General features: G+C 64.3%; 22 protein-coding genes. 16 read left to right on the top strand and 6 right to left on the bottom strand.

Annotation, left to right across the window (positions count from 1 at the left end):
• Positions 1 to 26: 26 nt before the first annotated feature.
• Positions 27 to 1,079: a helix-turn-helix domain-containing protein gene (locus ACQR1W_RS11490; RefSeq protein ID WP_434850862.1), complete on the bottom strand. Its 1,053-nt coding sequence runs from the start codon at positions 1,077 to 1,079 to the stop codon at positions 27 to 29.
• A gap of 144 nt (positions 1,080 to 1,223) precedes the next feature.
• On the opposite strand from ACQR1W_RS11490, the gene ACQR1W_RS11485 reads away from it, so the two are divergent.
• The 3 genes from ACQR1W_RS11485 to ACQR1W_RS11475 all read left to right on the top strand — a co-directional run bounded on the left by ACQR1W_RS11485 (position 1,224) and on the right by ACQR1W_RS11475 (position 5,430).
• On the top strand, positions 1,224 to 2,141 hold the full coding sequence (locus ACQR1W_RS11485; protein WP_008971039.1) for a pirin family protein: 918 nt from the start codon (positions 1,224 to 1,226) through the stop codon (positions 2,139 to 2,141).
• Positions 2,142 to 2,183: 42 nt separating this feature from the next.
• On the top strand, positions 2,184 to 3,098 hold the full coding sequence (locus ACQR1W_RS11480) for a phosphoribosylaminoimidazolesuccinocarboxamide synthase (RefSeq protein WP_434851151.1): 915 nt from the start codon (positions 2,184 to 2,186) through the stop codon (positions 3,096 to 3,098).
• A 133-nt stretch (positions 3,099 to 3,231) separates the two neighbouring features.
• On the top strand, positions 3,232 to 5,430 hold the full coding sequence (locus ACQR1W_RS11475; RefSeq protein ID WP_434850861.1) for an SLC26A/SulP transporter family protein: 2,199 nt from the start codon (positions 3,232 to 3,234) through the stop codon (positions 5,428 to 5,430).
• A gap of 81 nt (positions 5,431 to 5,511) precedes the next feature.
• Here ACQR1W_RS11475 and ACQR1W_RS11470 read toward each other — a convergent pair whose 3' ends face one another.
• Positions 5,512 to 6,858, bottom strand: a complete 1,347-nt coding sequence (locus ACQR1W_RS11470) for a glycosyltransferase (protein ID WP_434850860.1) — start codon at positions 6,856 to 6,858, stop codon at positions 5,512 to 5,514.
• A 313-nt stretch (positions 6,859 to 7,171) separates the two neighbouring features.
• On the opposite strand from ACQR1W_RS11470, the gene ACQR1W_RS11465 reads away from it, so the two are divergent.
• From ACQR1W_RS11465 to ACQR1W_RS11455, 3 genes are all read left to right on the top strand, one after another.
• Positions 7,172 to 8,383, top strand: a complete 1,212-nt coding sequence (locus tag ACQR1W_RS11465; protein ID WP_434850859.1) for a Bcr/CflA family efflux MFS transporter — start codon at positions 7,172 to 7,174, stop codon at positions 8,381 to 8,383.
• 25 nt (positions 8,384 to 8,408) lie between these two features.
• Positions 8,409 to 9,665 (top strand): condensation domain-containing protein, encoded by a 1,257-nt coding sequence (locus ACQR1W_RS11460; protein ID WP_434850858.1) that lies wholly within the window; start codon positions 8,409 to 8,411, stop codon positions 9,663 to 9,665.
• Between the two features lie 145 nt (positions 9,666 to 9,810).
• Positions 9,811 to 10,413, top strand: a complete 603-nt coding sequence (locus ACQR1W_RS11455) for a hypothetical protein (protein ID WP_434850857.1) — start codon at positions 9,811 to 9,813, stop codon at positions 10,411 to 10,413.
• A 16-nt stretch (positions 10,414 to 10,429) separates the two neighbouring features.
• Here ACQR1W_RS11455 and ACQR1W_RS11450 read toward each other — a convergent pair whose 3' ends face one another.
• From ACQR1W_RS11450 to ACQR1W_RS11440, 3 genes are all read right to left on the bottom strand, one after another.
• Complete coding sequence (locus tag ACQR1W_RS11450) at positions 10,430 to 11,059, bottom strand: glutathione S-transferase family protein (RefSeq protein WP_434850856.1); 630 nt, start codon at positions 11,057 to 11,059, stop codon at positions 10,430 to 10,432.
• 227 nt (positions 11,060 to 11,286) lie between these two features.
• Positions 11,287 to 12,783 carry an NAD-dependent succinate-semialdehyde dehydrogenase gene (locus ACQR1W_RS11445; RefSeq protein WP_434850855.1) on the bottom strand — a complete coding sequence of 499 codons (1,497 nt, stop codon included), beginning with the start codon at positions 12,781 to 12,783 and terminating at the stop codon, positions 11,287 to 11,289.
• 159 nt (positions 12,784 to 12,942) lie between these two features.
• Positions 12,943 to 13,263: a hypothetical protein gene (locus tag ACQR1W_RS11440; protein WP_008969240.1), complete on the bottom strand. Its 321-nt coding sequence runs from the start codon at positions 13,261 to 13,263 to the stop codon at positions 12,943 to 12,945.
• A gap of 346 nt (positions 13,264 to 13,609) precedes the next feature.
• On the opposite strand from ACQR1W_RS11440, the gene ACQR1W_RS11435 reads away from it, so the two are divergent.
• Positions 13,610 to 14,803, top strand: a complete 1,194-nt coding sequence (locus ACQR1W_RS11435) for a serine hydrolase domain-containing protein (protein ID WP_434850854.1) — start codon at positions 13,610 to 13,612, stop codon at positions 14,801 to 14,803.
• 65 nt (positions 14,804 to 14,868) lie between these two features.
• Here the strand turns inward: ACQR1W_RS11435 and ACQR1W_RS11430 are convergent, their stop codons facing one another.
• Positions 14,869 to 15,870 carry an adenosine kinase gene (locus ACQR1W_RS11430; RefSeq protein WP_434850853.1) on the bottom strand — a complete coding sequence of 334 codons (1,002 nt, stop codon included), beginning with the start codon at positions 15,868 to 15,870 and terminating at the stop codon, positions 14,869 to 14,871.
• Positions 15,871 to 15,940: 70 nt separating this feature from the next.
• On the opposite strand from ACQR1W_RS11430, the gene murJ reads away from it, so the two are divergent.
• From murJ to miaB, 9 genes are all read left to right on the top strand, one after another.
• Positions 15,941 to 17,497 carry a murein biosynthesis integral membrane protein MurJ gene (murJ, locus tag ACQR1W_RS11425; RefSeq protein ID WP_434850852.1) on the top strand — a complete coding sequence of 519 codons (1,557 nt, stop codon included), beginning with the start codon at positions 15,941 to 15,943 and terminating at the stop codon, positions 17,495 to 17,497.
• 47 nt (positions 17,498 to 17,544) lie between these two features.
• On the top strand, positions 17,545 to 18,597 hold the full coding sequence (trpS, locus tag ACQR1W_RS11420) for a tryptophan--tRNA ligase (RefSeq protein ID WP_434850851.1): 1,053 nt from the start codon (positions 17,545 to 17,547) through the stop codon (positions 18,595 to 18,597).
• Between the two features lie 96 nt (positions 18,598 to 18,693).
• A complete protein-coding gene (locus tag ACQR1W_RS11415; RefSeq protein ID WP_434850850.1) occupies positions 18,694 to 19,188 on the top strand; it encodes a universal stress protein in 495 nt (164 codons plus the stop codon).
• 100 nt (positions 19,189 to 19,288) lie between these two features.
• Complete coding sequence (locus ACQR1W_RS11410) at positions 19,289 to 19,858, top strand: NifU family protein (protein WP_434850849.1); 570 nt, start codon at positions 19,289 to 19,291, stop codon at positions 19,856 to 19,858.
• A 282-nt stretch (positions 19,859 to 20,140) separates the two neighbouring features.
• On the top strand, positions 20,141 to 20,839 hold the full coding sequence (tsaB, locus tag ACQR1W_RS11405; RefSeq protein ID WP_434850848.1) for a tRNA (adenosine(37)-N6)-threonylcarbamoyltransferase complex dimerization subunit type 1 TsaB: 699 nt from the start codon (positions 20,141 to 20,143) through the stop codon (positions 20,837 to 20,839).
• Positions 20,839 to 21,321 (top strand): ribosomal protein S18-alanine N-acetyltransferase, encoded by a 483-nt coding sequence (gene rimI, locus ACQR1W_RS11400; protein ID WP_008969232.1) that lies wholly within the window; start codon positions 20,839 to 20,841, stop codon positions 21,319 to 21,321. Before tsaB ends, rimI begins: the two co-directional genes overlap by 1 nt.
• A gap of 205 nt (positions 21,322 to 21,526) precedes the next feature.
• The gene (locus ACQR1W_RS11395) at positions 21,527 to 21,982 is read left to right on the top strand and encodes a Fur family transcriptional regulator (protein WP_008969231.1); all 456 of its coding nucleotides are present in this window, start codon (positions 21,527 to 21,529) and stop codon (positions 21,980 to 21,982) included.
• Positions 21,983 to 21,999: 17 nt separating this feature from the next.
• Positions 22,000 to 22,716, top strand: a complete 717-nt coding sequence (locus ACQR1W_RS11390) for an HAD family hydrolase (protein ID WP_434850847.1) — start codon at positions 22,000 to 22,002, stop codon at positions 22,714 to 22,716.
• A gap of 59 nt (positions 22,717 to 22,775) precedes the next feature.
• Complete coding sequence (gene miaB, locus ACQR1W_RS11385) at positions 22,776 to 24,179, top strand: tRNA (N6-isopentenyl adenosine(37)-C2)-methylthiotransferase MiaB (RefSeq protein ID WP_434850846.1); 1,404 nt, start codon at positions 22,776 to 22,778, stop codon at positions 24,177 to 24,179.
• Position 24,180 lies beyond the last annotated feature (1 nt).

Genomic DNA, 24,180 nt, shown 5'->3' with positions numbered 1-24,180 from the left:
TGCTCATGATTTCAATGACCGGCCGATCAGGCCGCCGAAACCTTCAGCCGCCGGTATTCGGTCGGCGTCAGGCCCGTCACGGCCTTGAAGGCACGATTGAACGGGCCGAGCGACTGGAAGCCGGCATCCAGCGCGATGGTCGTCACCGGCACATCGGCCTGCGCCGGATCGGCGAGCGCCGCCTTGGCCTCCTCGATCCGGTGATTGTTCAGGAAGGCGTTGAAGTTGCGGTAGCCGAGCCGCTGGTTGATCAGCCGCCGCAGCCGGTATTCCGGGATGGCGAGCCGGGTCGCCAGCGTCCCGATCGTGACATTCTCCTGGCGATAGATGCGCTCATCGGCCATCAGCCGCATCAGCGCGTCGACCAGCTTGCGCTCGGCGAGATTCGGGATCGCGGCTTCCGCCACCGCGGCCGACGGCGCTTCCGGCGCGAACACGTCGCCCGCCCTGACCTGGAGCAACATCAGCGCGAAGGCAGCAACCACGATCAGAAACATCCCCGCGTTGACCACATTGGCAAGCTCCGACGGACCGCTGCCGGCGGCAGCGATCTGCAGCAGCGCGTTGACGCCGCCGTAGGCCACCGCCGCGATCATGACAAAGGCGCGAACCCGCCGCCGCCCTTCGACGAGGTCAGCCGACCAGGTGCGGATGGTCTGCGCCAGCGTGAGAGCGACGAAGCCGAGCGCCAGCAGATTGTTCGCGACGATGACGAGCCGCGCGTGACCGGCAGGAACCAGCACGAGACAGCTGATCAGGCTGAAGCCGAAGGTCGCAAGCCAGATCAGGAGATGCGGCCAGCGCAGCGCAAAACCATCATCGAACAGCGCTCGGCAGAATAGCCAGAGGACCACGATGTCAGCTGTCGCCAGCGCGATCAACGGCTTGAAGGGGAGCGACGGCGCCGCCGCGGTGCCGATGTCGAGGGTCGCTGCATGCGCGGCCGATCCCAGCGCCAGGGCGATCGCGAGCCGTCCGACCACCTGCCTGCCGAGATCGCGCCACAGTGACACGGCGACCACTGCGAGCAGCGCAATCGCTGCGGCGCGGAGCGCAAGATCGAGGCTTTCGAGCGGCATCAATGCGTGTCCATTTTTCAGCCGTGGAACTCTAGGTCAGGGCGTCCATCCATTCAAATCGCCGCTATGCCGCCGCGACGCGATGCCCTGCCGGTGGCCATGTAAAGCTGCTAAGCTCACCCCATCATATCTCAGGAGGATTCCATGAGCTGGCAACCATCGAACGATCCCGTGCTCGGCGATCCCCTCAGCTGCGATGCGCTGGAGCTCGTGATCGTGCCACGCACCCGCGATCTCGGTGACGGCTTTGCCGTGCGCCGCGCGCTGCCGCATGGCCAGCGGCAAATGGTCGGGCCGTTCATCTTCTTCGATCATTTCGGCCCGGTGCAGTTCCTGTCCGGCAAGGGCATGGATGTGCGACCGCATCCGCATATCGGGCTTGCCACCGTCACCTATCTGTTCGACGGCGCGATCATGCATCGCGACAGCGAGGGCAACATCCAGGAAATCCAGCCCGGCGCAATGAACCTGATGACCGCCGGCCGCGGCATCGCCCATTCCGAGCGCACCCCGGACCTGCAGCGGCAGAACGGCCAGAACATGCTGGGACTCCAGAGCTGGATCGCGCTGCCCGTGGAGGCCGAGGAGATCGCACCGAACTTCCAGCACTATGCCGCCGATGCCCTGCCTACCGTGCAGGACACCGGCTTCGCCGCGCGCGTGATCGCGGGCAAGGCGTTTGGCAAGAGCTCGCCGGTGTCGATGGTGTCGCCCTGGTTCTATGTCGAGGTGACAGCGCAGGCCGGCACCAGCGTGCCGCTCGATCCCGATCATGAGGAGCGCGCGATCTATCTGGTCGACGGCGAGATCGAGATCGCGCGCGAGCGCTACGCGGGACCGCGGCTGCTGATCTTCCGTCCCGGCGACGCCATCACGGTGCGCACGATCACGCCGGCCCGGATGATGTTCTTAGGCGGGGATGCGCTGGAGGGCCCGCGCCACATCTGGTGGAATTTCGTCTCCTCGAGCAAGGAGCGGATCGAACAGGCCAAGCAGGACTGGAAAACTGGCCGCTTCGCGCCCGTGCCGCAGGAGCACGAGTTCATTCCACTGCCGGAATAGGCTAAAGGGAGCACAGCGCTCCCCGACCGAAAGCTACGTATGATGACCACGCTTCTCGCCAGCAATCTGCCGCTTCCCAAGCTCGGACGTGGCAAGGTCCGCGATATCTATGCCGTCGGCGAGGACCGCGTGCTGCTGCTCACCACCGACCGCATCTCGGCCTTCGACGTCGTCATGGCCGAGACCATTCCGATGAAGGGCGCGGTGCTGACCCAGATCTCTGCCTTCTGGTTCAATGAGCTCGAAGGCGTGGTGCCGCATCACATGATCACCGCCGACACCGACCAGATCATCGCCGAGGTGCCGGCGCTGAAAGACCACCGGGACGAGATCCGGGGCCGCGCCATGCTGTGCAAGCGCACCACCGTGTTCCCGATCGAATGCGTGATTCGCGGCTATCTCTCGGGCTCGGCCTGGAAGGAATATGCGACCCAAGGCACGCTCGCCGGCGAGAAGCTCGCCTCGGGCCTGGTCGAGAGTGAGATGCTCGAACCCGCGATCTTCAGCCCGGCCACCAAGGCCGAGACCGGTCATGACGAGAACATCACCATCGCGCGGATGCGCGAGGTGGTCGGCGACGACGTTGCTTATCAGCTCGAAAGCATGACGCGGGCGGTCTATACGCTGGGCGAAAAACTCGCCCGCGACCAGGGCATCATCATCGCGGACACCAAGTTCGAGTTCGGTCGCGACCGGGACGGCCGCATCATCCTGATCGACGAGGTCATGACGCCGGATTCCTCGCGCTTCTGGGCGGTCGACGCCTATCAGCCGGGCCAGCCGCAACCGAGCTTCGACAAGCAGCCGCTGCGCGACTATCTCGATGCCGAACGCCGCGCCGGCCGCTGGAACGGCGAGGCACCTCCGCCGCCCCTGCCGCAAAGCGTGGTCGACGCGACCAGCAAGCGCTATCTCGAAGCCTACCGGCGGGTCACCGGCAGGGAGCTTGCGATCTGAGCCGGCGAGCGGCGCTTCCCAAAGCTTCTGGTCTGATCTCCCAGGCCAATCTGCATTTGTCATAAAACTGCAATTTGTGCGTCATCTTTCGGTCGCTACCACTGCGGCCGGGGTTGTTGAGGGCATTTTCAGCATGACGAGTTTATCGGTCGACGCCAATCCGGCGCCGCGGCGGGGATTTGACGACGTGTTCGGCGGGTTGGCCGCCAGTGTTCTGACCATCACCTACGGCCTCTCCTACGCGCTCCTGATCTTCGCCGGCCCGCTGGCGCCCTATCTTGGCCAGGGACTCGGCATCACCTTCATCGTCTCGGCGGCGGTGGCGATCGTCCTGGCGCTCGGCAGCTCATTGCCGTTTGCGATCGGCGCGCCCGAGAGCTCGACGGCCGCCGTGACTGCGATCCTGGCTTCGTCGCTCGTCGACCGTATCGTCGCAGTCGATCCGAGCGCACCCGTGTTCGCACCTGTTGTCATCACTTTCGGCCTGACCAGCATCGCCACCGGCGCCATTCTCTGCGGCTGCGGCATGACCCGACTCGGGCGCGCGATCCGCTATGTGCCCTATCCCGTGGTCGGCGGTTTCCTCGGTGCCACCGGCGCTTTGATCGTGTTCGGCGCCATCAGGGTGATCACCGGCCAGCGGTTGCAACTGGCATCGCTCGGCTTGTTCGCCAATCCGCAGACCGGCTATGAGCTTGCGGCCGCCTGCGCCATGGCCCTCCTGCTCTATTCGACCTGGCACCGCTCGCGCAATCCGTTCGCGCTTCCGGTCATCCTAATCGCGGCCACCCTGGCCGCGCACGTCGCGTTCTGGCTTGCCGGCATCTCGCCGATGGACGCGCAGGCGCTGGGTTGGACCTTCCAGCCGCCCCCGCACGTCTCGCTGGTCTGGAGCTGGAACCTGCATGATCTCGGCCAGTACCCGTGGCGAACCTTGCCCGACATGTCCGGCGACCTGATCGCGGTCACCTTCGTCACTGCGGCAAGCACGCTGTTCAATACGGCTGGGATCGAGGTCGCGACCCATCGCGAGGCCGAGATCGAGCGCGAGCTCACCGTTACCGGGATCGCCAACCTGATCACGGGTGCACTTGGCGGCTACACCGGCTGTGTCTCGATCAGCCGCACGATCCTGAACGTCAAGGCTGGTGGCAGCGGGCGCCTGTCCGGCGCGATGGTCGCCGCCATCTCGGTGCTGATGCTGGCATTCGCGCCGCCGCTGCTTGGTTACATGCCAAAATTCGTGCTCGGCGGCCTGCTGCTCTATCTCGGCGCCGATACGCTGCACCGATGGGCTGTGCAGTCGCGGCGCCGATTGTCACGCACCGAATATGTCTCGCTGCTCGCGATCATCCTGATCATCCTGCAATGGGGCTTCATCGCCGGTGTTCTGAGTGGCGTCCTGATCGGATGCATGGCATTTGCGCTCAGCGCTTCGCGCATCAATCCTATCAAGTACAGCTTCGACGGCACTGAATATCGTTCCTCGCTGGATCGCTCGCGTGACGATCAGGCGCTGCTTGCCACGCATGGCAGCGAGATCCAGGGGCTCAATCTGCAGAGCTATCTGTTCTTCGGCTCCGCCAATCGGTTGTATCAGCACGTCAAGGCGCTGCTGATGCGCCGGACTGAATGCCGATTCCTCGTGTTCGACTTCAAGCTGGTGACGGGAATCGATTCCTCGGCCGCCTACAGCTTTGCCCAGATCAAGCGGGTCGCGCAGGAGCGCGGCATCAAGCTGGTGCTGGTGCATCTGTCGCCGGCAGTCGAGCGGGCGCTGCGGGCCAGCGAATTCATTACCGCCGACGTCTCCATCGCCCCCGAGCTCGATCACGGACTCGAACGGTGTGAGAACGCGATCATCGCGCGGCATCGCGGGCGCGAGCAGGACGAGGCGGATTTGCGCGACTGGTTCGGCCAGATTCTGGGAAGCCACGACGAAGCCGCAGAACTGATGCATCACTGCGAGCGGCTGGAAGTGGCCGCCGGCAGCACGATCGTGCGCGCCGGCGATGCCGCGTCCTCGATGCACTTCATCCTCGAGGGGCGCGTCGGGGTGATGATCCCGGCTGAGCATGGCGGCACCACCCGGGTGCGCAGCCTCGGGCGCTATACCACGATCGGCGAGATGGGGCTGGTCGCGCACGCGCCGCGCAGCGCCACGATCCAGGCCGAGGCCGACAGCGTGCTGTATGTCCTGACCACGGGGCAATTCGATGCCATCACCCGCAACCAGCCGACACTGGGACAGAAGCTCCTGATCTATTTCGTCACCGTGATGGCCGAGCGGCTGAACTTTGCCAACCGCACCATCGCCGTGCTGCGGCGATAGCGAGCCGCTCTCCGAGGCAACGTATCTCCTCCTCCGGCGTGGGACTTAGCCCCGGACCGCGCGCGCCGAGCGCCGTTGTGTTCACCCGGCTTCCGCCGTTTTGCGCCGGGCGCCGCTGCGGACGACCTGCTGCTGCCGCCCGGACGATACGAGCCGATCGAGAATTTGAAGCACTTCCGACCTGGTATCGATGCGCTGCGCCTCGTTTGCGAACGCGGCCGCCTTGTTGCGATAGGCCGGCTCGTCGAGGACCCTGCGGACCGCCGAACGCAGCGCGTCTGATGTCGGCGTGTTGGTGGCGAGATTGATGCCGACGCCCGACCAGGCAACACGCGCGCCAACGTCGCCGCGATCGGCCACAGTGCCCGCGGTCACGACCGGCACGCCGAAGCTCAGGGCCTGGTTGAGACTGCCATAGCCGCCATTGGTCACGAACGCGTCGATCTTGGACATCGCCCATTCGAACGGCAGATATTCGGCGACGCGGACGTTCGCAGGCAACTGGTCAGGCAGCGCATCGCGTGAACGGCCGCCCGTGGTCAACATTACCAGGATGTCGGGCTGATCGGCGAGCGCTGCGAGCGTCGGCAGCAGCAGCTCGCTGAAATCATGATTGGTCAAGGTGCCCTGGGTCACGAGCACCACCTTGCGCGACCCGTCCAGCTCGTGCGCCCAGGACGGCACCGGCGCCTGATTGGGCGTGATCGGCAGCGGACCGACGAACCGGACCGATGACGGAAGCTGGCGGCGCGGGAATTCGAAGCTCGGCACGGTGAGCTGCAGATAGGCATCCGGCAGCTCGACCATCGCGTCATACAGATTCATATGCAGCGGCGCGACACCGATTTTGCCGAGATATTCGTTGAGCCTGTCGCCCACCGGCCCAAACACCATCTCATCGTATTTCCGTGCAAGCGCGTCGTAGTCCGACCGTTGCTGATCACTGGTCGCGAGAGGCGCACCGGCATCGCCCGGTGCACCATCGTCACGAGCTGAGATCAGATAGGTCGTTCCCAGCAGCACGATCGGCGGCCGTTGCGCGCGAGGGCCGAGCAGCAGCGGCAGAACCCCGCACATCAGATGGTCGCCGAGGATGACATCGGCGGGGAAGTCCCGCAGCGTCTGCTTGATGCTCTCATATTGCGGCAGCATGAATCCGAGGAACGGGCGCTCCAGGATGAAACGCAACATATCGGGTCCCGGCGAGAGCTGCAGCAGTTCAGGAAACAGGGTCGACACATCCCTCGTATCGATATCGGCGGCCGGCAGGAAGCTGCGAAACCGCGCGCCGATGCTCTCGATACGATCCTGCAGGAAGCTGGACGACAGGCCTACGACCTCATGCCCCCCGGATATCAGGATGCGTCCGACACCCAGCAGAGGGTGAAGATGACCCATCGCTGGCGTAGAAACGAGCAGAGCTTTCATGGCGGCCTCCGGTGCGTTGACGTGACCGAGTCGCCGGTCCGGGCCAAGCCATTCCGACCAATCACGCGAGGCGAGAAGGCTGGCTGCAGACGATTACATCTCGGCTACCGCGCAGCAGACAAATGGCTGCAGCCGTAACACGCAGCGCGCATGGTTACGGATGCAACGCAATATCCGCGAATGGAGACCGAACCGAAATACGCGGCTGACAGCTTCACTCGGATGATCACTGTCGATGCTCGGGACCATCGTGCCGATCGGTCCGCCAGGATGAAGCCTGCGGAGTTTCCGGATGCTTTTACGGGGCACTGCGTTGCATAAGTCCGTCGCTCCGGCGCCATCGATTCTGCTACTCGGCTTCATGGCGAGTCTGCCCGGCTTTGGAGTCGACATGGCGTTGCCGGCGCTCGCCGACACCGCGGCTTCGCTTGGCGCTTCCGCACATGGCGCGAGCCTCGCCATCAGCAGCTACATGGCGAGCTTCGGCATAGCACCGCTGGTCTACGGGCCAATCTCCGATCGATATGGCCGCAAGCCGATCATCCTGATCGGATGCGTCGTCTTCATCTTGGCCAGCATCGGCTGCGCGCTGGCGCCATCGCTTCCGATCCTGTTGGGATGCCGGGTGATCGCGGGTCTGGGAGCAGCGGCCATGGCGCTCGCCATGGCGATGGCCCGTGACGTCTATGACGATAGCGTGTTCCGGCAAAAGCTCTCCACCATCGTCGTCGCGATCTACGTGTCGCCCATCGCGGCTCCGATCGCCGGTGCCGCCGTGCTCGCGCTTGCCGGCTGGCGAACGATATATGTGGGACTCGCTACATTGGGGATGCTGTTGCTGGTTGGTGTCTGGCTTGGCCTTCACGAGGGCTCCAAGAGCCGCCAGCCGGGCCGGCTCCGCATCCTGGCGATGATCAAGGACTATGGTCGCGTGTTGTCCCATCCGGCCTGCCGCTCCTATCTGCTGGCGAGCGCGACATCGTTTGGCGCCGTCGGGGCCTATGCGACGGGCTCCGCACTCTTCTTCATCAAGGCTGCGGGGATGAGTCCTAATCAGTTCAGCCTGATCTTCGGGTTGACTTCGCTGGCCAGCGCCGCTGGCGCCGTTCTCGACAGCCGGCTGGCCGCGCAGGGGATCGCCTCGCTGTATACCGTCGCCGGCGGCCTTGCGATTGTGGTGCTGGGATCCACGATCCTGACCGCGATGACGCTGGCCGGTTGGACGCCGATCGCCGTCACTGTTTCCTTGTTCGTTGCAATGACGTTCAGTGTCGGCGGGGCCGGGCCTGGCATCATGCAGGGCTCGATGCAGCAGCTTCCGGAGCTATCGGGCACGATCAGCGCGGCCGGCAATTGTCTGGCGATGGTGATGGGCTCGTTGTCCAGCGGGCTGGCCGCGATCTTCTTCGATGGAAGAACCTTGCTGTCGACGACGGTCGCAATGCTGTTGTGTTCGACGCTCGCGCTGCTGTCGTTCCTGGCCGCGGCGCGCGGAACGACCAAGCCATGCAGCGTACCCAGCTGAAGAGTCCCCGTCAGAGTTCTCGCCCATGAGCAACGTAATCGAACCGCACCCTCTCGGGTCCGACCAGGCTTTCTGGTGGCTGCTGGATCAGAACCATCCTGCCCATGTGGCCATGGTGGCGGAAGTTGTGGGTCCGACGACGATCGAGGACTGGCGAGGTGCATTGCAAGCGGTGCAGCGGCGTCACCCCAACCTATGCGGCAAGATCGTCGCGGACGATCGCGGCAGGCTCTGGTTTCATCATGTCGCCGATGCGCCGATCACGCTTCGCATTGCCGAGGGCGATCCGTCGACGTGGGATTCGGAGCTGCAGCGGGAGCTCATGACGCGCCTCGACATGCATCAAGCGCCGCTGGCCAAAGCGGCGTTGATCCATCGCAGCGATCGGTCGACGCTCATTCTCTCGATCCATCACGCTGTGGCGGACGCCAAATCGATCCTGTTTGCGGTCCGTGATGTACTCCTGGTGCTATCGGGCCAATCGGTCGAGCGGTTGGCACCGGTCGCCTCGCTGACCAGCCAGCTGTTCAAAGATGGAGGTGCTCGCGGGCTGGACGCCGCGCCCGAGCCTGCTTCGCCGCCATCCCGCATGAAGCCGGACATCTTCCGGAGCTTCGCCGGCGAAACTCCTGAGATCGCCCGCCTGACATTGAACCCATCCACCACCGCGGAACTGCGCAAGCGCGCCAGGGTCGAGCGCACCACGGTTCATTGCGCGCTCGTCACCGCGGCGGTCATGGCCGTGCGGCAGATTTCGCTCGAGTTGCGGAATGCGCCGATCACGATCATCTCGCCCAGCGACATGAGACCGCTGCTCGGCGCAGGCGAGGAGGTTGCTCCACTGGCTGGCGGCGCCGCCTTGACGATGCAGCCGGGTCAATATCCGGATGATTTCTGGCAGGCCGCCCGCGCCGTCCGCGAGGATCTTGTCCCGCCTCGCACGATCGAGCAGCTCGCGCAGGCGTTCAGTTCCACCGAACAACTGATGGCTACACGTCCGGGCCTGCAGCAGCTGATCGATTTGTTCGCAAGCAGAGGCGGGCAGAAGATCAGCATCAACAATCTCGGCGCAGCTCCATTCAAGGCCGAGTTCGGCCCGTTTGCGCTGAAAGCTCTGTGGGGGCCGGCGCTGCTGGTGGGATACGAAGGCGAGCGGCTAATCTCGGCCGCGACCATCGATGGATCGCTCAACCTCCTTCACGTGAGCTACACGCCAATCCCATCCGTTCTTGAGCTCACGCAGCAGCATCTCATCGCCGCGTGCGCAGCCGTGCCGTCATGAGCGCAGCCGAGGCGCCCACATGCTACGCGCGGCGAAGTGTCGCTGGGCGAGAAGTTTAACCGGCCGTTAACTAAGGTCGCCCTACCTGAATACTCTGAAACAATCAGAAACATCCGGAAAAGACGTTCAAGTCTTTGCAGCGCACATGACCGTCGTTCAAAGCACCAGCCAGATCTCTCCCGCCATGGAGCGGGTCTATCACCAGAGCAATCTGCTCGGTGAATGGAAGGGCAGTTGGACCGCCAACAATCAGGCCGTCAGCTTCAAGGTGGTGAACATCCGCGGCGCCCAGGCCACAATTGAATACACCCACAACGGACGCACTGAGCGCGGCATCGGCAAGGTCAATGGCGCAACCATCGACTTCGGCAATGTCACGCTCGGGACAAAAAACGGCAAGACCGCGGTGCTGCTGTTCTCTGCCGGCGGCGGCAAGGCGACCGCCACCCTCGAGAAGCAGGCGCCCGCCGGCGAGCAGAGCAACCTCACCGGCAGCTGGGCCGGCTATTCGGCCGACAACGGCAAGAGCGCCAGCTTTCGCGTGCTTTCCGTCAGCGGCAACGAGGCACAAGTCAGCGTCACCACCGATGGCATCACGCGCCAGGGGACCGGGATCGTCTACAAGAACGTTATCATGTTCGGCCAGTCGCAGATCTCGACCGACGACGGCAAGAACGGCAATGTCATCTACCAGTTCGGCAATAAGTCCTACATGGTTCCGGTGACCAAGCTCCCGCCGTTGGCCTGAGCTCACATGCCTGCCATCAGACTTTTGCGCTCGGGCGCATGGAAACTTCTCGGTACCATCTTTGCAGATGGCGAAGATGCGCGGGCGGTTCGAGCCTCGCCCGGGCCGCGAAATCGACGGTCACCATGGCGCTGATGTCCGCGATCGTAAAGTTCGGGCCACAGACGAACGCATTGTCAGCCAGACGCCCGTCGAGCCATGCAAAGAAATGCTGAAGCCGAAGACGTCCTCGCTCCGCCAGCGCCGGAATCTGTTCGAGCGGCAGCGGGCCCGGCAGGGCTTTTCCCTTCAATCCGGGAGCGGCATTTCGAAACGCTTCCTGGACTGCGTAAATTCCATCCCACTCGATCCGCCGCACCCAGCATTCGATGAGGGCTCTTTCCTCTGCGCTGCGTCCCATCAGAGCGGGCTCAGGGTGGAGCTCTTCGAGGTAACGGCATATCGCAATGATGTCGGTAATCGCAGCGCCGCTATCGAGTTCGAGCACCGGAACCGTGCAGTCGGGATTCAGGGCGCGAAAGGCGGGCATGAACTGTTCGCCATTGCGCAGATCGACCTGCACGGTCGGCAAGGCAAGACCTTTCTCGGCAAGGAATATGCGTACGCGACGAGGGCTGGGGGCCGTGGCACAGTCGTAGAATTTCATGGGGCGCTCTCTCCGCCGGATGCCTGATCTATGCCCTAGTGTCGTAGCTGGGCTCGGCCCGACGATCCACGTCTTTGCAAGCCTTGAAAAGAAGACGTGGACGCCGGGCCTTAGCCGCGCCGAAGCAGCTTCGGCCCCGCAGGGCCGTCAAGCCGAGAAATGACACGAGACCCATTAGCTCATCAGCCGCGCTCTCGTGGGAGCGGCCATAGACGGCGCTATCGCCCTCAAACCCCTGCCATCATCACATATTTGATCTCGAGATATTCCTCGATGCCGTGATGTGAGCCTTCACGACCAAGGCCGCTTTCCTTCACGCCGCCGAACGGCGCGACTTCGGTGGTGATCAGGCCGGTGTTGACGCCGACCATGCCGGACTCTAGCGCCTCAGCTACGCGCCAGACCCGGCCGAGATCGCGGGCGTAGAAGTAGGATGCGAGACCGAACGGCGAGGCATTGCACATCGCGATCACATCCGCCTCGTCCTTGAAGCGGATCACCGGCGCCAGCGGGCCGAATGTCTCTTCACGCGCGACCAGCGCATCGGCCTTCACGTTCGACAGCACGGTCGGCTCGAAGAAGGTGCGACCGAGCGAGGAGCGGTTGCCGCCGGTGACAACCTTGGCACCGCCGCCCACCGCATCGGCGATGTGGCGCTCGACCTTCTCCACCGCTTCCGCATTGATCAGCGGTCCCTGCACCACGCCGGGCTCGGTGCCGTCGCCGATCTTCATCGCCGCCACCTTGGCCGCGAGCTTCTCGACGAAAGCGTCGTAGATCTTGTCCTGCGCGTAGAGGCGGTTGGCGCAGACGCAGGTCTGGCCCATGTTGCGGTATTTCGAGACGATCGCGCCTTCGACCGCGGCGTCGACATCGGCGTCATCGAACACGATGAAGGGGGCGTTGCCGCCGAGCTCGAGGCCGAGCTTCTTCACCGTGCCTGCAGACTGTCGGTAAAGGATCTTGCCGACTTCGGTCGAGCCGGTGAAGCCGACAAAGCGCACCGCCGGATGCTCGCACAGGACCTTGCCGATCGGCGGCGCGTCGCCAGTGATGATGTTGAACACGCCTTTCGGCACGCCAGCCTTCTCGGCCAAGGCGACCAATGCCAGCGCGCTGAGCGGGGTCTCGTTGGCCGGCTTGAGCACGACCGTGCAGCCGGCGGCCAGCGCCGGCGACACCTTGCGCGTGATCATCGAGTTCGGGAAATTCCACGGCGTGATGGCGCCGCAGACGCCGATCGGCTGCTTGATCGCGAGCAGCCGGGCATCGGGCTTTTGCGTCGGAATGGTCTCGCCATAGACCCGCCGCGCCTCCTCGGCGAAGAACTCGATATAGGCCGCGCCGATGTCGACTTCGCCGAGCGCTTCCGCCAGCGGCTTGCCCTGCTCGGAGGTGAGGATCAGCGCCAGATCCTCGCGGTTGGCTGTGATCAGCTCGAACCATTTGCGCAAGATATTGGAGCGCTGCTTCGCGGTGAGCTTGGCCCAGGCAGGAAAGGCGCGGTTGGCCGCTTCGACTGCTTTCGTCGCATCCTCAGGCCCGAGCTGCGAGACCTTCGCCAGCTCGGCGCCGGTCGCGGGATTGTTGACCGCGAACACCGGCGTGCCGACCCAGGCGCCATCGATATAGCACTGCTCGCGCAGCAGCGAGGGATCCTTCAGGCGGTCTCGCAAACTCTGCTGAGAGGACTGAGATGCGCGTGCGGCGGCGGTCGGGGTCATGGACGTCTCCTCGCATGGTGCAGGTTCCGCCCACTATATATGCCGGTGACGTCGTCATACACCGCGCAAACGCGCAGACCTCCCCAGCCCACCACGAAAGAACAGAGTCCGGGCTCGGTTAAGTCTCGATGGCCGATGCAAGACGTTCAGGTTGCCGGCTCAGGCCGCGCCGCTCAGATAGGTTTCGCGCCGTCCGATCATCCGCTCCGCCGCAGCCTTGGCGTCGGCCTTGGTCGAGGTTGCACAGGTGCGATATTCGAGATCAGGCAGCGTCGCCGGGTCGCGGCGCCCGAACCAGGACTTCTGGCCGACCGGCAGCAGCGCCAGGGCCTGCGCGACGTTGTCGACTGCGCCGAACGAATAGAGCGCACCGGTGGCCGCCACCCGCACTTCGTAGATCCCGGGCGTGATCGGCGCCTCGATATTGTCGCCGCGGCCCGGTCTCGGATACCGCTTCCACTCGCTCCAGGTAGAGATCATATCGCCCCCTTGCGGCCGTGATGCCGCCGAAATCTTTGCTGCGGCCGGACGCCGGCCTGCTGAACGCCTTGACGCAAAAATAGTTTCAAACTGCAAGATCCCAAGAGCCGCGCGCGAGCATAGCGCCCATGCGGGTGCTCGAGCCATCCGCGCGCCCCCTGAGATCAAGGTGAGGATAAACCATGATTCTCCGAGATTTCTAAGACCGAGCCCGCGTTGTCCCCCGCCAGCCTTTTTGCGGCCGCACATCACGACATCGCGACCAGTCGCCGGCCCTGGAGTTCTTGCTGCCCTCGGCAGGCCAGATCACAATCCTCCCGCTGAGACAAACAACGGGAGGATAGTTATGCAGGGTCAGGCGGAGATCGATCGGCTGTTGCGGCAGAAGACCGATACGAGCGCAATTCCCGGCGTGGTCGCGGTGGCGGCCAGCGGGAGCGAGGTGATCTACCAGGGCGCGTTCGGCAAGCGCGACCTGGCCAAGGCGGATCCGATGACCACGGACAGCGTGTTCTGGATCGCCTCGATGACCAAGGCCATCACCTGTGCCGGCGCGATGCAGCTGGTCGAACAGGGGCGGCTGTCATTGGACGCGCCGATCGGCCAGCTGCTGCCCGACCTTGCCGCGCCACAAGTGCTGGAAGGGTTTGATGCCAAGGGCGAGCCGATGCTGCGGCCGGCAAAGACGGAGATCACGCTCCGCCAGCTCATGACCCACACCGCCGGCTTCTGCTACGACATGTGGAACGGCGACATGGTCACCTACCTGGAAAAGACCGGTCTGCCGGGAATCATCACCTGCAAGAACGATGCGCTGAAGACGCCGCTGGCATCCGACCCGGGCACACGCTGGGAATACGGCAGCAATATCGATTTCGTCGGCAAGGCCGTCGAGGCAACGAGCGGCCAGACGCTCGACAGATATCTGCATGAGAACCTGTTCGCGCCGCTCGGGATGAGCGACACCGGATTCAAACTCGGCGCATCGCAGCGGGAGCGGCTGGTCGGCATGCATGCGCGCGGGCCGGATGGGGCGCTCGCGCCGATCCCGTTCGAGATGGAGCAGGAGCCGGAATTCCACATGGGCGGAGGCGGGCTCTATGGCACTGCCGGCGACTACATCAAGTTCACGCAGATGATCCTTAACAAGGGTCGCGGCAACGACAATCAGGTGCTCAAGCCCGAGACCGTCGGCGCGATGTGCGAGAACCACATCGGCGAACTTGAAATGACGAAGATGACTGCGGCCGTGCCCGGCGTGACCAATGATGTCGATCTCTATCCCGACATCGTCAAGAAATGGGGCCTCAGCTTCATGATCAACACGGCGCGTACGCCCGAAGGCCGCAGCGCCGGCAGCCTCGCCTGGGCGGGACTCGCCAACACCTACTACTGGATCGATCCGGCGCGCGACGTCGCCGGCGTGATCCTGATGCAGGTGCTGCCGTTTGCGGACCGGCAGTGCCTCGAAGCCTTTGCCGGCTTCGAGCGCGGCATTTATGCGGGGCTCGATGCCGCGGGCGGCCAGAAGGCGGCATAACTTTGGACATCGTCATGGCCGGGCTCCCGGCCATGACGAGATTCAGGGATTAGAGTTATTCTAAGCTAAGCCGGCAGGCCGTTCTGCTCGGCGAGCTGCTTCAGCGACACCTGCGGCCGTGCACCGATGTGCTGGATCACCTCGGCGGCCGCGAGCCCGCCGAGCCGGCCGGCCTTCTCATAGCCCGCCTTCCGCACCAGGCCGAACAGGAAGCCGGCCGCGAACAGATCGCCGGCGCCTGTGGTGTCGATCAGAGTGTCGATCGGAAAGGCCGGCACCGAAATCACACCGTCATTGGAGACGACGACGCAGCCCTTCTCGCTGCGGGTGACGATGCCGAGCGTGGCATCCTCGCGCAGCTGCTTCAGCGCACCGTCGAAATCCGAGGTCTGATACAGCGAATGCAGCTCCGCCTCGTTGGCAAAAACCAAATCAACAGTGCCGCCGCGCATCAGCTCCAGAAACTCGTCGCGATAGCGATCGACGCAGAATGCATCCGACAAGGTCAAGGCGACCTCACGTCCCGCATCATGCGCGATGGTGGCGGCCTTCACGAAGGCATCCTTGGCGTCCTTCGGATCCCACAGATAGCCTTCGAGATAGGTGATGCGCGCGGCCGCGATCTGGCCGGCATCGATATCATCGGGCGTCAGCTTCTGCGCAGCGCCGAGGTAAGTATTCATGGTGCGCTCGCCATCCGGCGTCACCAGGATGTAGGAGCAGCCGGTGGCCGGACCATCGGTAGCCGGCAGGGTGTCGAAGGCCACGCCGGCGGCGCGGATGTCATGGGCATACATCCGCCCGATCTGGTCGTCCTTGACCTTGCCGATATAGGCGGTGCGCGCGCCGAAGCTCGCCAGGCCTACAATGGTGTTGGCGGCCGACCCGCCGGACATCTCGGTCGCCGGGCCCATGTCGCGATAGATCGCCGCTGCGCGGGCTTCGTCGATCAGCGCCATGCTACCCTTCGCCATGGCGTGCTTGGCGAGGAAGCCTTCGTCGGTCTGCACCAGCACGTCGAAAATGGCGTTGCCGATCGCCAGAACGTCGTATTTTGCGTCAGTCATCCACCGGCCCCGTCTACGGCGGTTGCGAAAGGCTGGGGCCTATCACAAGCCGCGCTGCTATAGAAGCCCGATGATCCGGTCTTTTCTCACTGTGGTGTCGGGGACACTGGCCTCGCGGCTGCTCGGCTTCGTCAGGGACGCGCTGATAGCGGCGCTGCTTGGCACGGGAGCGGTCGCCGATGCCTTTCTCGCGGCGTTCCAGCTCGTCAACGTCATCCGCAGGCTGCTCACGGAAGGCGCACTGAACGCAGCGCTGGTACCGGCCTGGCTGCGGCTGCGTCAGGACAAGGGCGCCGCTGCTGCGGCTGCCTTCGCCGGTCGCGTGCTCGGCACCTTCAGCGCCGGCCTCATCGCCGCCACAATGCTGCTGGCACTTCTGATGCCAATCGTCATGACCGTGCTCACGCCAGGCTTTGCCGGGCAGCAGACGTTGAGCCTCGCGGTCGATGACGCCAGGCTGATGCTGCCCTATCTCGCCTTTGCCGGGCCATCGACGGTGCTGCTTGCGCTGGCGAGTGCGCAGCGTCGTTTTGCGCTCGCCGCTTTCGCGCCGCTGCTGTTCAATGCCACGCTGATCGGCGTGACGATCGCGTTCCTCATCATGCAGGGCGATGCGGCATTTGCGGCGTCGATCCTGGCGGCGACCATCGGACTTGCAGGACTGCTGCAACTCCTCATCCTCGTGCTGCGCCGGGACCGCGACGTCGCGACGCCGTTGCGCATCTCGCTCGATCCCGAGCTCCGCGCCTTTTTCGGCAAGGCACTCCCTGGCATGGTCGCAAGCGCATCGCCACAATTGCTCGCCGTCGCAGGTGCAATCATCGCCTCGGCACAGCCCTCGGCCGTGTCCTGGCTCTACTACGCCAATCGTCTGATCGAGCTGCCGCTCGGCATCGTCGGCGTCGCGATGGGCACCGTGCTGGTACCTGAACTGACGCGCGCCTTCCATGCGGACGACAGGTCAACGCTGGCGCAGGCGCAATCGCGCGGCCTGGAGCTCGCGGTCGGACTGACGCTGCCGGCAATGCTCGGCCTGATGCTGCTCAGCGAGCCGATCGTGCGGCTGTTGTTCGAGCACGGCGCCTTCACCCGCGAGGACGGCGCGGCCACCGCGCGCATCCTGATGTGGCTTGCGGCAGCGCTGCCGGCGCAGGTGCTGGCGAAAGCGCTCTCGCCGGCTTTTTTTGCACGCCACGACACCCAGACGCCGCTTCGCGCCACCTTGATCGGTTCCGGCGTCGCGATCGCACTCGCTTTTCTGTTCGGACAGGTGCTGGGCGCAGCAGGGATCGCGGCAGGCCTTGCACTCGGCGCCTGGGCCAACACGCTGGTCCTGATCCGGCGCGGTATCACAAGCTTCGGCTTTGCGATCGAGCCCGCCTCACGGCGCAGGCTGCCGCGCATCGTGCTCGCCGCCGCGATCATGGGCGCGATGCTTTGGCTCGCGACCATGCTCATGATCACGGACACCCCGCAGCACGCCCTCGCCCAGGCCGCTTTCGTGACCGCGCTGATCGCGGGCTGCATCGCCATCTACGGCCTGCTCCTCGTCGCGCTGGGCGTCATCGGCTGGCGCGAAACCCTGCAGGCGATCCGACAAAAGCCGCGCCGCGACTTGCACCTTTAGGGCGCTCGTGCCAAACGACGCTGCAAATTCTGCAGGGAATATCGACCATGGCCTTCGTGGAACGGGTTTTTTCGGGCGTCCAGCCGACCGGCAATCTGCATCTCGGCAATTATCTCGGCGCCATCGTCAACTTCGTGAAGATGCAGGAGACCCACAACTGCATCTATTGCGTGGTCGACATGCATGCCATCACGATGCCGACCGATGTGTGGGGCGGCCCGACGGGATTGCCGCGCGCGACCCGCGAGGTCACCGCGGCCTTCATCGCCGCCGGCATCGATCCCAAGAAGCATATCGTCTTCAACCAGAGCCAGGTCTCCGGCCATGCCGAGCTCGCCTGGATCTTCAACTGTGTCGCGCGCATCGGCTGGCTGAACCGGATGACCCAGTTCAAGGAGAAGGCCGGCAAGGATCGCGAGAACGCGTCGGTCGGCCTCTACGATTATCCGGTGCTGATGGCGGCCGACATCCTGCTCTATCGCGCCACCCACGTGCCGGTCGGTGAGGACCAGAAGCAGCATCTGGAGCTTGCGCGCGACATCGCGCAGAAGTTCAACAACGACTTCGGCGACTCCATTCGCAGCAACGGTTTTGGCGACGGCTTGTTCTTTCCGCAGCCGGAGCCGTTCATCACGGGGCCGGCGACGCGGGTGATGTCGCTGCGCGACGGCACCAAGAAGATGTCGAAGTCGGACGCGTCGGACTATTCACGCATCAACCTGACGGATGATGCCGATATGATCGCGCAGAAGATCCGCAAGGCGAAGACCGATCCGGAGCCGTTGCCGACCGAGGAGAAGGGCCTGGAGACGCGGCCCGAGGCCGACAATCTGGTCGGCATCTACGCAGCGCTCTCGAACCGCAGCAAGGCGGAGGTGTTGCGTGAGTTCGGCGGCGGCCAGTTCTCCAGCTTCAAGAACGCGCTGGTGGAGCTCTGCGTTGCCAAGCTCGCCCCGATCGCGGCTGATATGAAGCGGCTCACGGCGGATCCCGGCTATGTCGATTCGGTTCTGATCGACGGCGCCGAGCGCGCGACCGCGATTGCCGCTGAGACGATGGCGATGACCCGGGACATCGTCGGCTTCATCCGCAAGCGCTGAAGGCGCGCGGCCGCGCTGGGGTGAACGACTGGGCCTCCCAAAATGGCGCCGGTTGTGGCAGCATGACTTGGTTTGGCCTGCGCAAGCGGAACCTCCATGGCCCAGCAGCGGCAAAGCTATCAGACCGGGCACGCGCCGAAATGCCTGGTCGTCGTCGATGACAGCGCCGAATGGGATCGCGCGGTGCGCTATGCGAGCCGCTGGGCGATCCGCAACAGCGGCGGCATCGTCATGCTGCGCATCATCGAGATCGAGGACCAGAACCAGCAATGGCTGGGGGTCGCCGACCTGATGCGCGCGGAGGCCCATGAAGAGGCGAATGCTGCATTGGATCGCGGCGCTGCGCTGGCAGGTAGCATCGGCGTGACCGCGCCGGAACGGGTCGTTCGCGAAGGTGACGCCACCGACCAGATCCTGGCCACCATCGAGGCCGATGCCGATATCGCGCTTCTGATGTTGGCCGCCAATTCGGGAGCGGAGGGGCCCGGTCCCTTGATCACGCAAGTCACGGACATCGCGGGGACGTTCCCGATACCGGTGCTGATCGTGCCCGGCGACCTCAAGGATGCCGATATTGACGCGCTGGCATAGCCGCAATGGCGCCCCCGCGGCTTGACCGTGCATCGGCGCACGCCATCTGTTACAACGACGCCCACACGCCGGCCTTGAACCGGCGCTGCCGGAGAAAATCATGTTCATTCAGACCGAAGCCACTCCCAATCCCGCCACCTTGAAGTTCATCCCGGGGCGCATCGTGCTCCAGACCGGTACGATGGAATTCAACAGCCGCGAAGCCGCGGCCCGCTCGCCGCTTGCCGCGCGCCTGTTCGAGATCGAAAGCATCACCGGCGTGTTCTATGGTTCCGACTTCATCACCGTGACCAAGGACGGCGGTGAATGGCAGCATCTGAAGCCCGCGATCCTCGGCGCCATCATGGAGCACTACATGTCGGGCGCGCCGCTGCTCGCCGATGGCAGCGCGGCGAGCGATGACCTCGCCGACGAAGAGGACGAGTTCTACAACGAAGCCGATGCCGAGACGGTCGACATCATCAAGGACCTGATCGAGACGCGCGTGCGCCCGGCTGTGGCCAATGACGGCGGCGACATCACCTTCCGCGGGTTCAAGGACGGCATCGTTTATCTCAACATGAAGGGCGCCTGCTCGGGCTGCCCGTCATCGACCGCCACCTTGCAGCACGGTATCCAGAACCTGCTGCGGCATTTCGTGCCCGAAGTGGTCGAAGTCCGCCCGATGTGAGAGACGCGAACGGCGAATAGGCGAATAGGGAGTAGCGATCGGCCAGATTGCTTGGACCTATTCGCTACTCGTCCTTCGCTATTGGCTCGCCAACCAAGCGCCCGCGAGCACCCCGGCGCCTGAATATTCCTGCCTAATCCCCCGTATTTTCAACGATTTAGACTTCCCTCGGAGACACCGAGGTGCGATATTGCGCGCGTTCTATTGGACGCCAATGCCTAGCTTTACTTTATTACCGTTAGAGCCCTGCACGGCTCGGGCGCGATACGCGAAACCGACACGATGTTGATTCTCGCCATCGATACCGCGCTGGATCATTGTGCCGCAGCAGTGCTGGACACTGACGTGGGCGAGATGCGCGCGCACGAATCGCAGCCGATGAAGCGCGGCCATGCCGAGGCTTTGATGCCCATGATCGCGCGCGTCGTGCGGCAATCGGGCGTGTCGTTTGCCGCCCTCGATCGCATCGCAGTCACGACCGGTCCGGGCAGCTTCACCGGACTGCGGGTCGGCCTGTCGGCCGCGCGCGGGATTGCGCTGGCCGCCCACAAGCCGGTCGTCGGCGTCACCACATTGTCGGCCTACGCGGCCCCCATCGTCAGCGAAGATAGCCCGCATCCTGTGATCTCCGCGATCGATGCGCGCCATGACCAGGTCTATTTCCAGGTCGTGGGCGGCGGCGGCAACGAGCTCGTCGCACCGCAAGTGGCTCCGATTGAGGACGCGCTTGCAGCTGCACATCTTGGCGCGGTGCATCTGGTCGGCAATGCCGCCGGCCTCCTCGCCGCGCGCTGGCCTGCCGATGCCGAAGCCCCCGCCAGCGTGGATATGCAAGCCGCTCCCGACATTGCCTGGGTCGCCTGGCTGGGAGCTGCGGCCGATCCGGAGCGAGCACCGGCGCGGCCGTTCTATCTGCGAGCCCCGGACGTCAAGCTCCCCGCGGACATGCCGCAAGCGGCCGCGCAGACGGCCGCTTCGTGATGACGTGGCTTTCGCGGTGGTTCGGCGGCGGCAAGCCGGCGATCGAGGCTGCCTCGCAGCGCGATGCCACGCGGCTCGCGCAGATCCATGCGGCATCATTCCACCGCGGCTGGGGCGAAGGCGAATTCGAGGCGATGCTGGCGGAGCGCAACACGCTGGTGCACCGCCTGCGGCTGGGACGCCGTACCGTCGGCCTCATCGTCTCGCGCATCGGCGCCGACGAGGCTGAGATTTTATCGGTCGCACTTGACCCAAATCATCGCGGCCGCGGATTTTCCCGTGATCTGCTTTTGACGCATCTGGGCCATTTGGCGGGCCGCGGCGTGCGGACGGTGTTCCTCGAAGTCGAGGAGAACAACCGGCCGGCACGTCGTCTCTACGAAAGGGCCGGATTTGCGACCGTCGGGCGGCGCGAACGCTATTATCTGCAACCCGGCGGGGAACAGCTGAATGCGCTTCTGATGCGCAGGGACTTGTCGTAGTATGAGCCGGTGTTCCGGCGCTCACATTCGCACCCCTTGGGAGCAACGTTTGCGAATGCGAGTGCCGAAGGAACACCAGCCAAAAACATAAGTGCTAGTAAAGCTCTGGATTGACGTTCGCATGTCCGATTCCTGGCAGCCAGGAGGTGAACGTCAAATCCGCTTCACTGGCTTGGCACCAAGCGGACCCCTGAGGCGAGAGATCATGACGTCCTTGAAAACCACCACGCCCGCGCTGCAGTCCTCCGGTATCGAGGCGCGCTGCGCCGCAACCGGCATGCGGATGACCGAGCAGCGCCGTGTCATTGCACGCGTACTGGCGGAAGCGGCCGACCATCCCGATGTCGAGGAGCTTTATCGGCGCTGCGTGGCGGTGGACGACAAGATCTCGATCTCCACGGTGTATCGCACTGTCAAGCTGTTCGAAGATGCTGGGATCATCGAGCGACATGATTTCCGCGAGGGCCGCGCCCGTTACGAGCAGATGCGCGACAGCCACCACGATCACCTGATCAATCTGCGCGACGGCAAGGTGATCGAGTTCACCTCCGAGGAGATCGAGAAGCTGCAGGCGGAGATCGCGCGCAAGCTCGGCTACAAGCTGGTGGACCACCGGCTCGAGCTCTATTGCGTCCCGCTTGATGAGGAAGCCAGCAACTGACGCGACCCTCGTCCTTCGTGGCCATCGATCTCGTCATCTTCGATTGCGACGGCGTGCTGGTCGACAGCGAGGTGATCTCCTGTCAGGCCCACGCCGACGTGCTCAGCCAATGCGGCTATCCGATCACCGCCGACCAGGTGTTCGATCGCTTTCTCGGCCGCTCGGCCAGGCAGGCGCGTCTGGAGATCGAGGCCGAGCTCGGTCGCAGCCTGCCGGACGATTTCAACGCGCTGCTGCAGGATCAGCTGTTTGAAGCTTTCGAGGCCGATCTGCAGGCGATCGACGGCATTGCCCCGGCGCTTGATGGCATCGATGTACCGGTCTGTGTGGCCTCATCGGGCTCGCACCGCCGCATGGGCGTCAGCCTCGGCGCAACAAAGCTGTATCAGCGCTTTGCGCCGCACATCTTCTCGTCGTCCCAGGTCGAGAACGGCAAGCCGGCCCCCGACCTGTTCCTGTTCGCAGCTGCGCAGATGCGGGCCGAGCCGGCCCGGTGCGTTGTCGTCGAAGACAGCGTGGCCGGCGTCAAGGGCGCCGTGGCGGCCGGGATGACGGTGCTCGGGTTTTGCGGCGGCAGCCATTGCCGGGACGACCATGCCGCGACCTTGCAGGCCGCCGGGGCGAGCTTAACCTTTGACGATATGAGCCAATTGCCAGCCCTGCTCGGCTGCGTCCGCGCCAAAATGGCCCCAATCGCTGGATTTTCAGCCGATCAGCCTATATCTGAGCCCTGATCGAGACTGGCGTCGGATGGGCGCCGCCTTTACCGCGAACCAGGGTCCAAGCGGGATTTATGACGCCGCCGCGCAAGCTGCATATCAAGTCCTATGGCTGCCAGATGAATGTCTACGATGCCCAGCGCATGGTGGACACGCTGCGGCCTGAGGGTTTTGTCGAGACCGCCAGCGTCGAAGACGCCGATCTCGTGATCCTCAACACCTGTCATATCCGCGAAAAGGCGTCCGAAAAGGTCTATTCGGAACTCGGCCGGCTGCGGCAGGCCAAGGACGACCCCGCGCGTGGCGGCCGCGCGATGCGCATCGCGGTGGCCGGCTGCGTGGCCCAGGCCGAAGGCGAGGAGATCATCGCCCGTGCGCCGGTGGTCGACATCGTGGTGGGACCGCAGAGCTATCATCATCTGCCCGACCTGCTGAAACGTGCAGAGAATGGCGAGCAGGCGGTCGAGACCGAATTTCCCGCCGAGGACAAATTCGGCTTTCTGGCCAAGCCCAGGCCGGACGCCATTCGCGCGCGCGGCATCTCGGCCTTCGTCACCGTGCAGGAGGGCTGTGACAAGTTCTGCACCTTCTGTGTGGTGCCCTATACGCGTGGCAGCGAGATGTCGCGTCCGGTCACCAGAATCGTCGATGAGGTGAGAGAGCTCACCGAGAGCGGCGTGCGCGAGATCACCCTGATCGGGCAGAACGTGAATGCCTATCACGGCGAGGGGCCTGATGGGCGCAGCTGGACGCTAGGACGGCTGCTGTACCGGCTCGCCGAAATTCCGGGGCTGGCGCGGATACGCTATTCCACGAGCCATCCGAACGATGTCGACGACAGTCTGATCGCGGCCCATCGCGACCTGTCCGCCCTGATGCCGTTCGTCCATCTGCCGGTGCAATCGGGCTCCGACCGGATTCTGGCGGCCATGAACCGCAAACATCGGGCGGCGGATTATCACAAAGTCATCGACCGGTTCCGGGCGGCGCGCCAAGACATTGCGTTTTCATCGGATTTTATCGTCGGCTTTCCGGGCGAAACCGAGGAAGATTTTCGCGCCACCCTCGCGCTTGTCGCACAAATCGGCTACGCTGCCGCGTATTCGTTCAAATATTCGCCGCGACCGGGCACGCCCGCGGCGGAGATGCGGGAGACGGTGTCTTTAAGCGAGATGGACGCGCGATTGGAGCGACTCCAGGCCTTGATCGACAGCCAGCAATCGGCCTTCAACAGGGCTTCGATCGGCACCATCGTGGATGTGCTGTTCGAGCGCGTGGCGCGCAATCCCGGACAGATCGTCGGCCGCACCGCCTATCTGCAGCCCGCCCATGTGATGGCCGGACCCGACATCATCGGCCAGGTGCTCCCCGTCAGAATCGACAGCCTCGAGCGCTACAGCCTGCTCGGCGAGCTCGCAAGCCCAGCCGCGCAGCAGACCGGGCAGGCCGCGGCATCCCCTATCACCATCGGAGCCTGAA

This window comes from Bradyrhizobium sp. HKCCYLS1011 (genome assembly GCF_051167795.1).
Lineage (GTDB): Bacteria > Pseudomonadota > Alphaproteobacteria > Rhizobiales > Xanthobacteraceae > Bradyrhizobium.
This window is presented reverse-complemented; position numbering and strand designations above follow the sequence as displayed.

Excerpts from the sequence above, each read along its gene's own strand:
- ACQR1W_RS11490 (WP_434850862.1), bottom strand. The coding sequence starts at position 1,079 with ATGCCGCTCGAAAGCCTCGATCTTGCGCTCCGCGCCGCAGCGATTGCG.
- ACQR1W_RS11485 (WP_008971039.1), top strand. The coding sequence starts at position 1,224 with ATGAGCTGGCAACCATCGAACGATCCCGTGCTCGGCGATCCCCTCAGC.
- ACQR1W_RS11480 (WP_434851151.1), top strand. The coding sequence starts at position 2,184 with ATGACCACGCTTCTCGCCAGCAATCTGCCGCTTCCCAAGCTCGGACGT.
- ACQR1W_RS11475 (WP_434850861.1), top strand. The coding sequence starts at position 3,232 with ATGACGAGTTTATCGGTCGACGCCAATCCGGCGCCGCGGCGGGGATTT.
- ACQR1W_RS11470 (WP_434850860.1), bottom strand. The coding sequence starts at position 6,858 with ATGAAAGCTCTGCTCGTTTCTACGCCAGCGATGGGTCATCTTCACCCT.
- ACQR1W_RS11460 (WP_434850858.1), top strand. The coding sequence starts at position 8,409 with ATGAGCAACGTAATCGAACCGCACCCTCTCGGGTCCGACCAGGCTTTC.
- ACQR1W_RS11455 (WP_434850857.1), top strand. The coding sequence starts at position 9,811 with ATGACCGTCGTTCAAAGCACCAGCCAGATCTCTCCCGCCATGGAGCGG.
- ACQR1W_RS11450 (WP_434850856.1), bottom strand. The coding sequence starts at position 11,059 with ATGAAATTCTACGACTGTGCCACGGCCCCCAGCCCTCGTCGCGTACGC.
- ACQR1W_RS11445 (WP_434850855.1), bottom strand. The coding sequence starts at position 12,783 with ATGACCCCGACCGCCGCCGCACGCGCATCTCAGTCCTCTCAGCAGAGT.
- ACQR1W_RS11440 (WP_008969240.1), bottom strand. The coding sequence starts at position 13,263 with ATGATCTCTACCTGGAGCGAGTGGAAGCGGTATCCGAGACCGGGCCGC.
- ACQR1W_RS11435 (WP_434850854.1), top strand. The coding sequence starts at position 13,610 with ATGCAGGGTCAGGCGGAGATCGATCGGCTGTTGCGGCAGAAGACCGAT.
- ACQR1W_RS11430 (WP_434850853.1), bottom strand. The coding sequence starts at position 15,870 with ATGACTGACGCAAAATACGACGTTCTGGCGATCGGCAACGCCATTTTC.
- murJ (WP_434850852.1), top strand. The coding sequence starts at position 15,941 with ATGATCCGGTCTTTTCTCACTGTGGTGTCGGGGACACTGGCCTCGCGG.
- trpS (WP_434850851.1), top strand. The coding sequence starts at position 17,545 with ATGGCCTTCGTGGAACGGGTTTTTTCGGGCGTCCAGCCGACCGGCAAT.
- ACQR1W_RS11415 (WP_434850850.1), top strand. The coding sequence starts at position 18,694 with ATGGCCCAGCAGCGGCAAAGCTATCAGACCGGGCACGCGCCGAAATGC.
- ACQR1W_RS11410 (WP_434850849.1), top strand. The coding sequence starts at position 19,289 with ATGTTCATTCAGACCGAAGCCACTCCCAATCCCGCCACCTTGAAGTTC.
- tsaB (WP_434850848.1), top strand. The coding sequence starts at position 20,141 with ATGTTGATTCTCGCCATCGATACCGCGCTGGATCATTGTGCCGCAGCA.
- rimI (WP_008969232.1), top strand. The coding sequence starts at position 20,839 with ATGACGTGGCTTTCGCGGTGGTTCGGCGGCGGCAAGCCGGCGATCGAG.
- ACQR1W_RS11395 (WP_008969231.1), top strand. The coding sequence starts at position 21,527 with ATGACGTCCTTGAAAACCACCACGCCCGCGCTGCAGTCCTCCGGTATC.
- miaB (WP_434850846.1), top strand. The coding sequence starts at position 22,776 with ATGACGCCGCCGCGCAAGCTGCATATCAAGTCCTATGGCTGCCAGATG.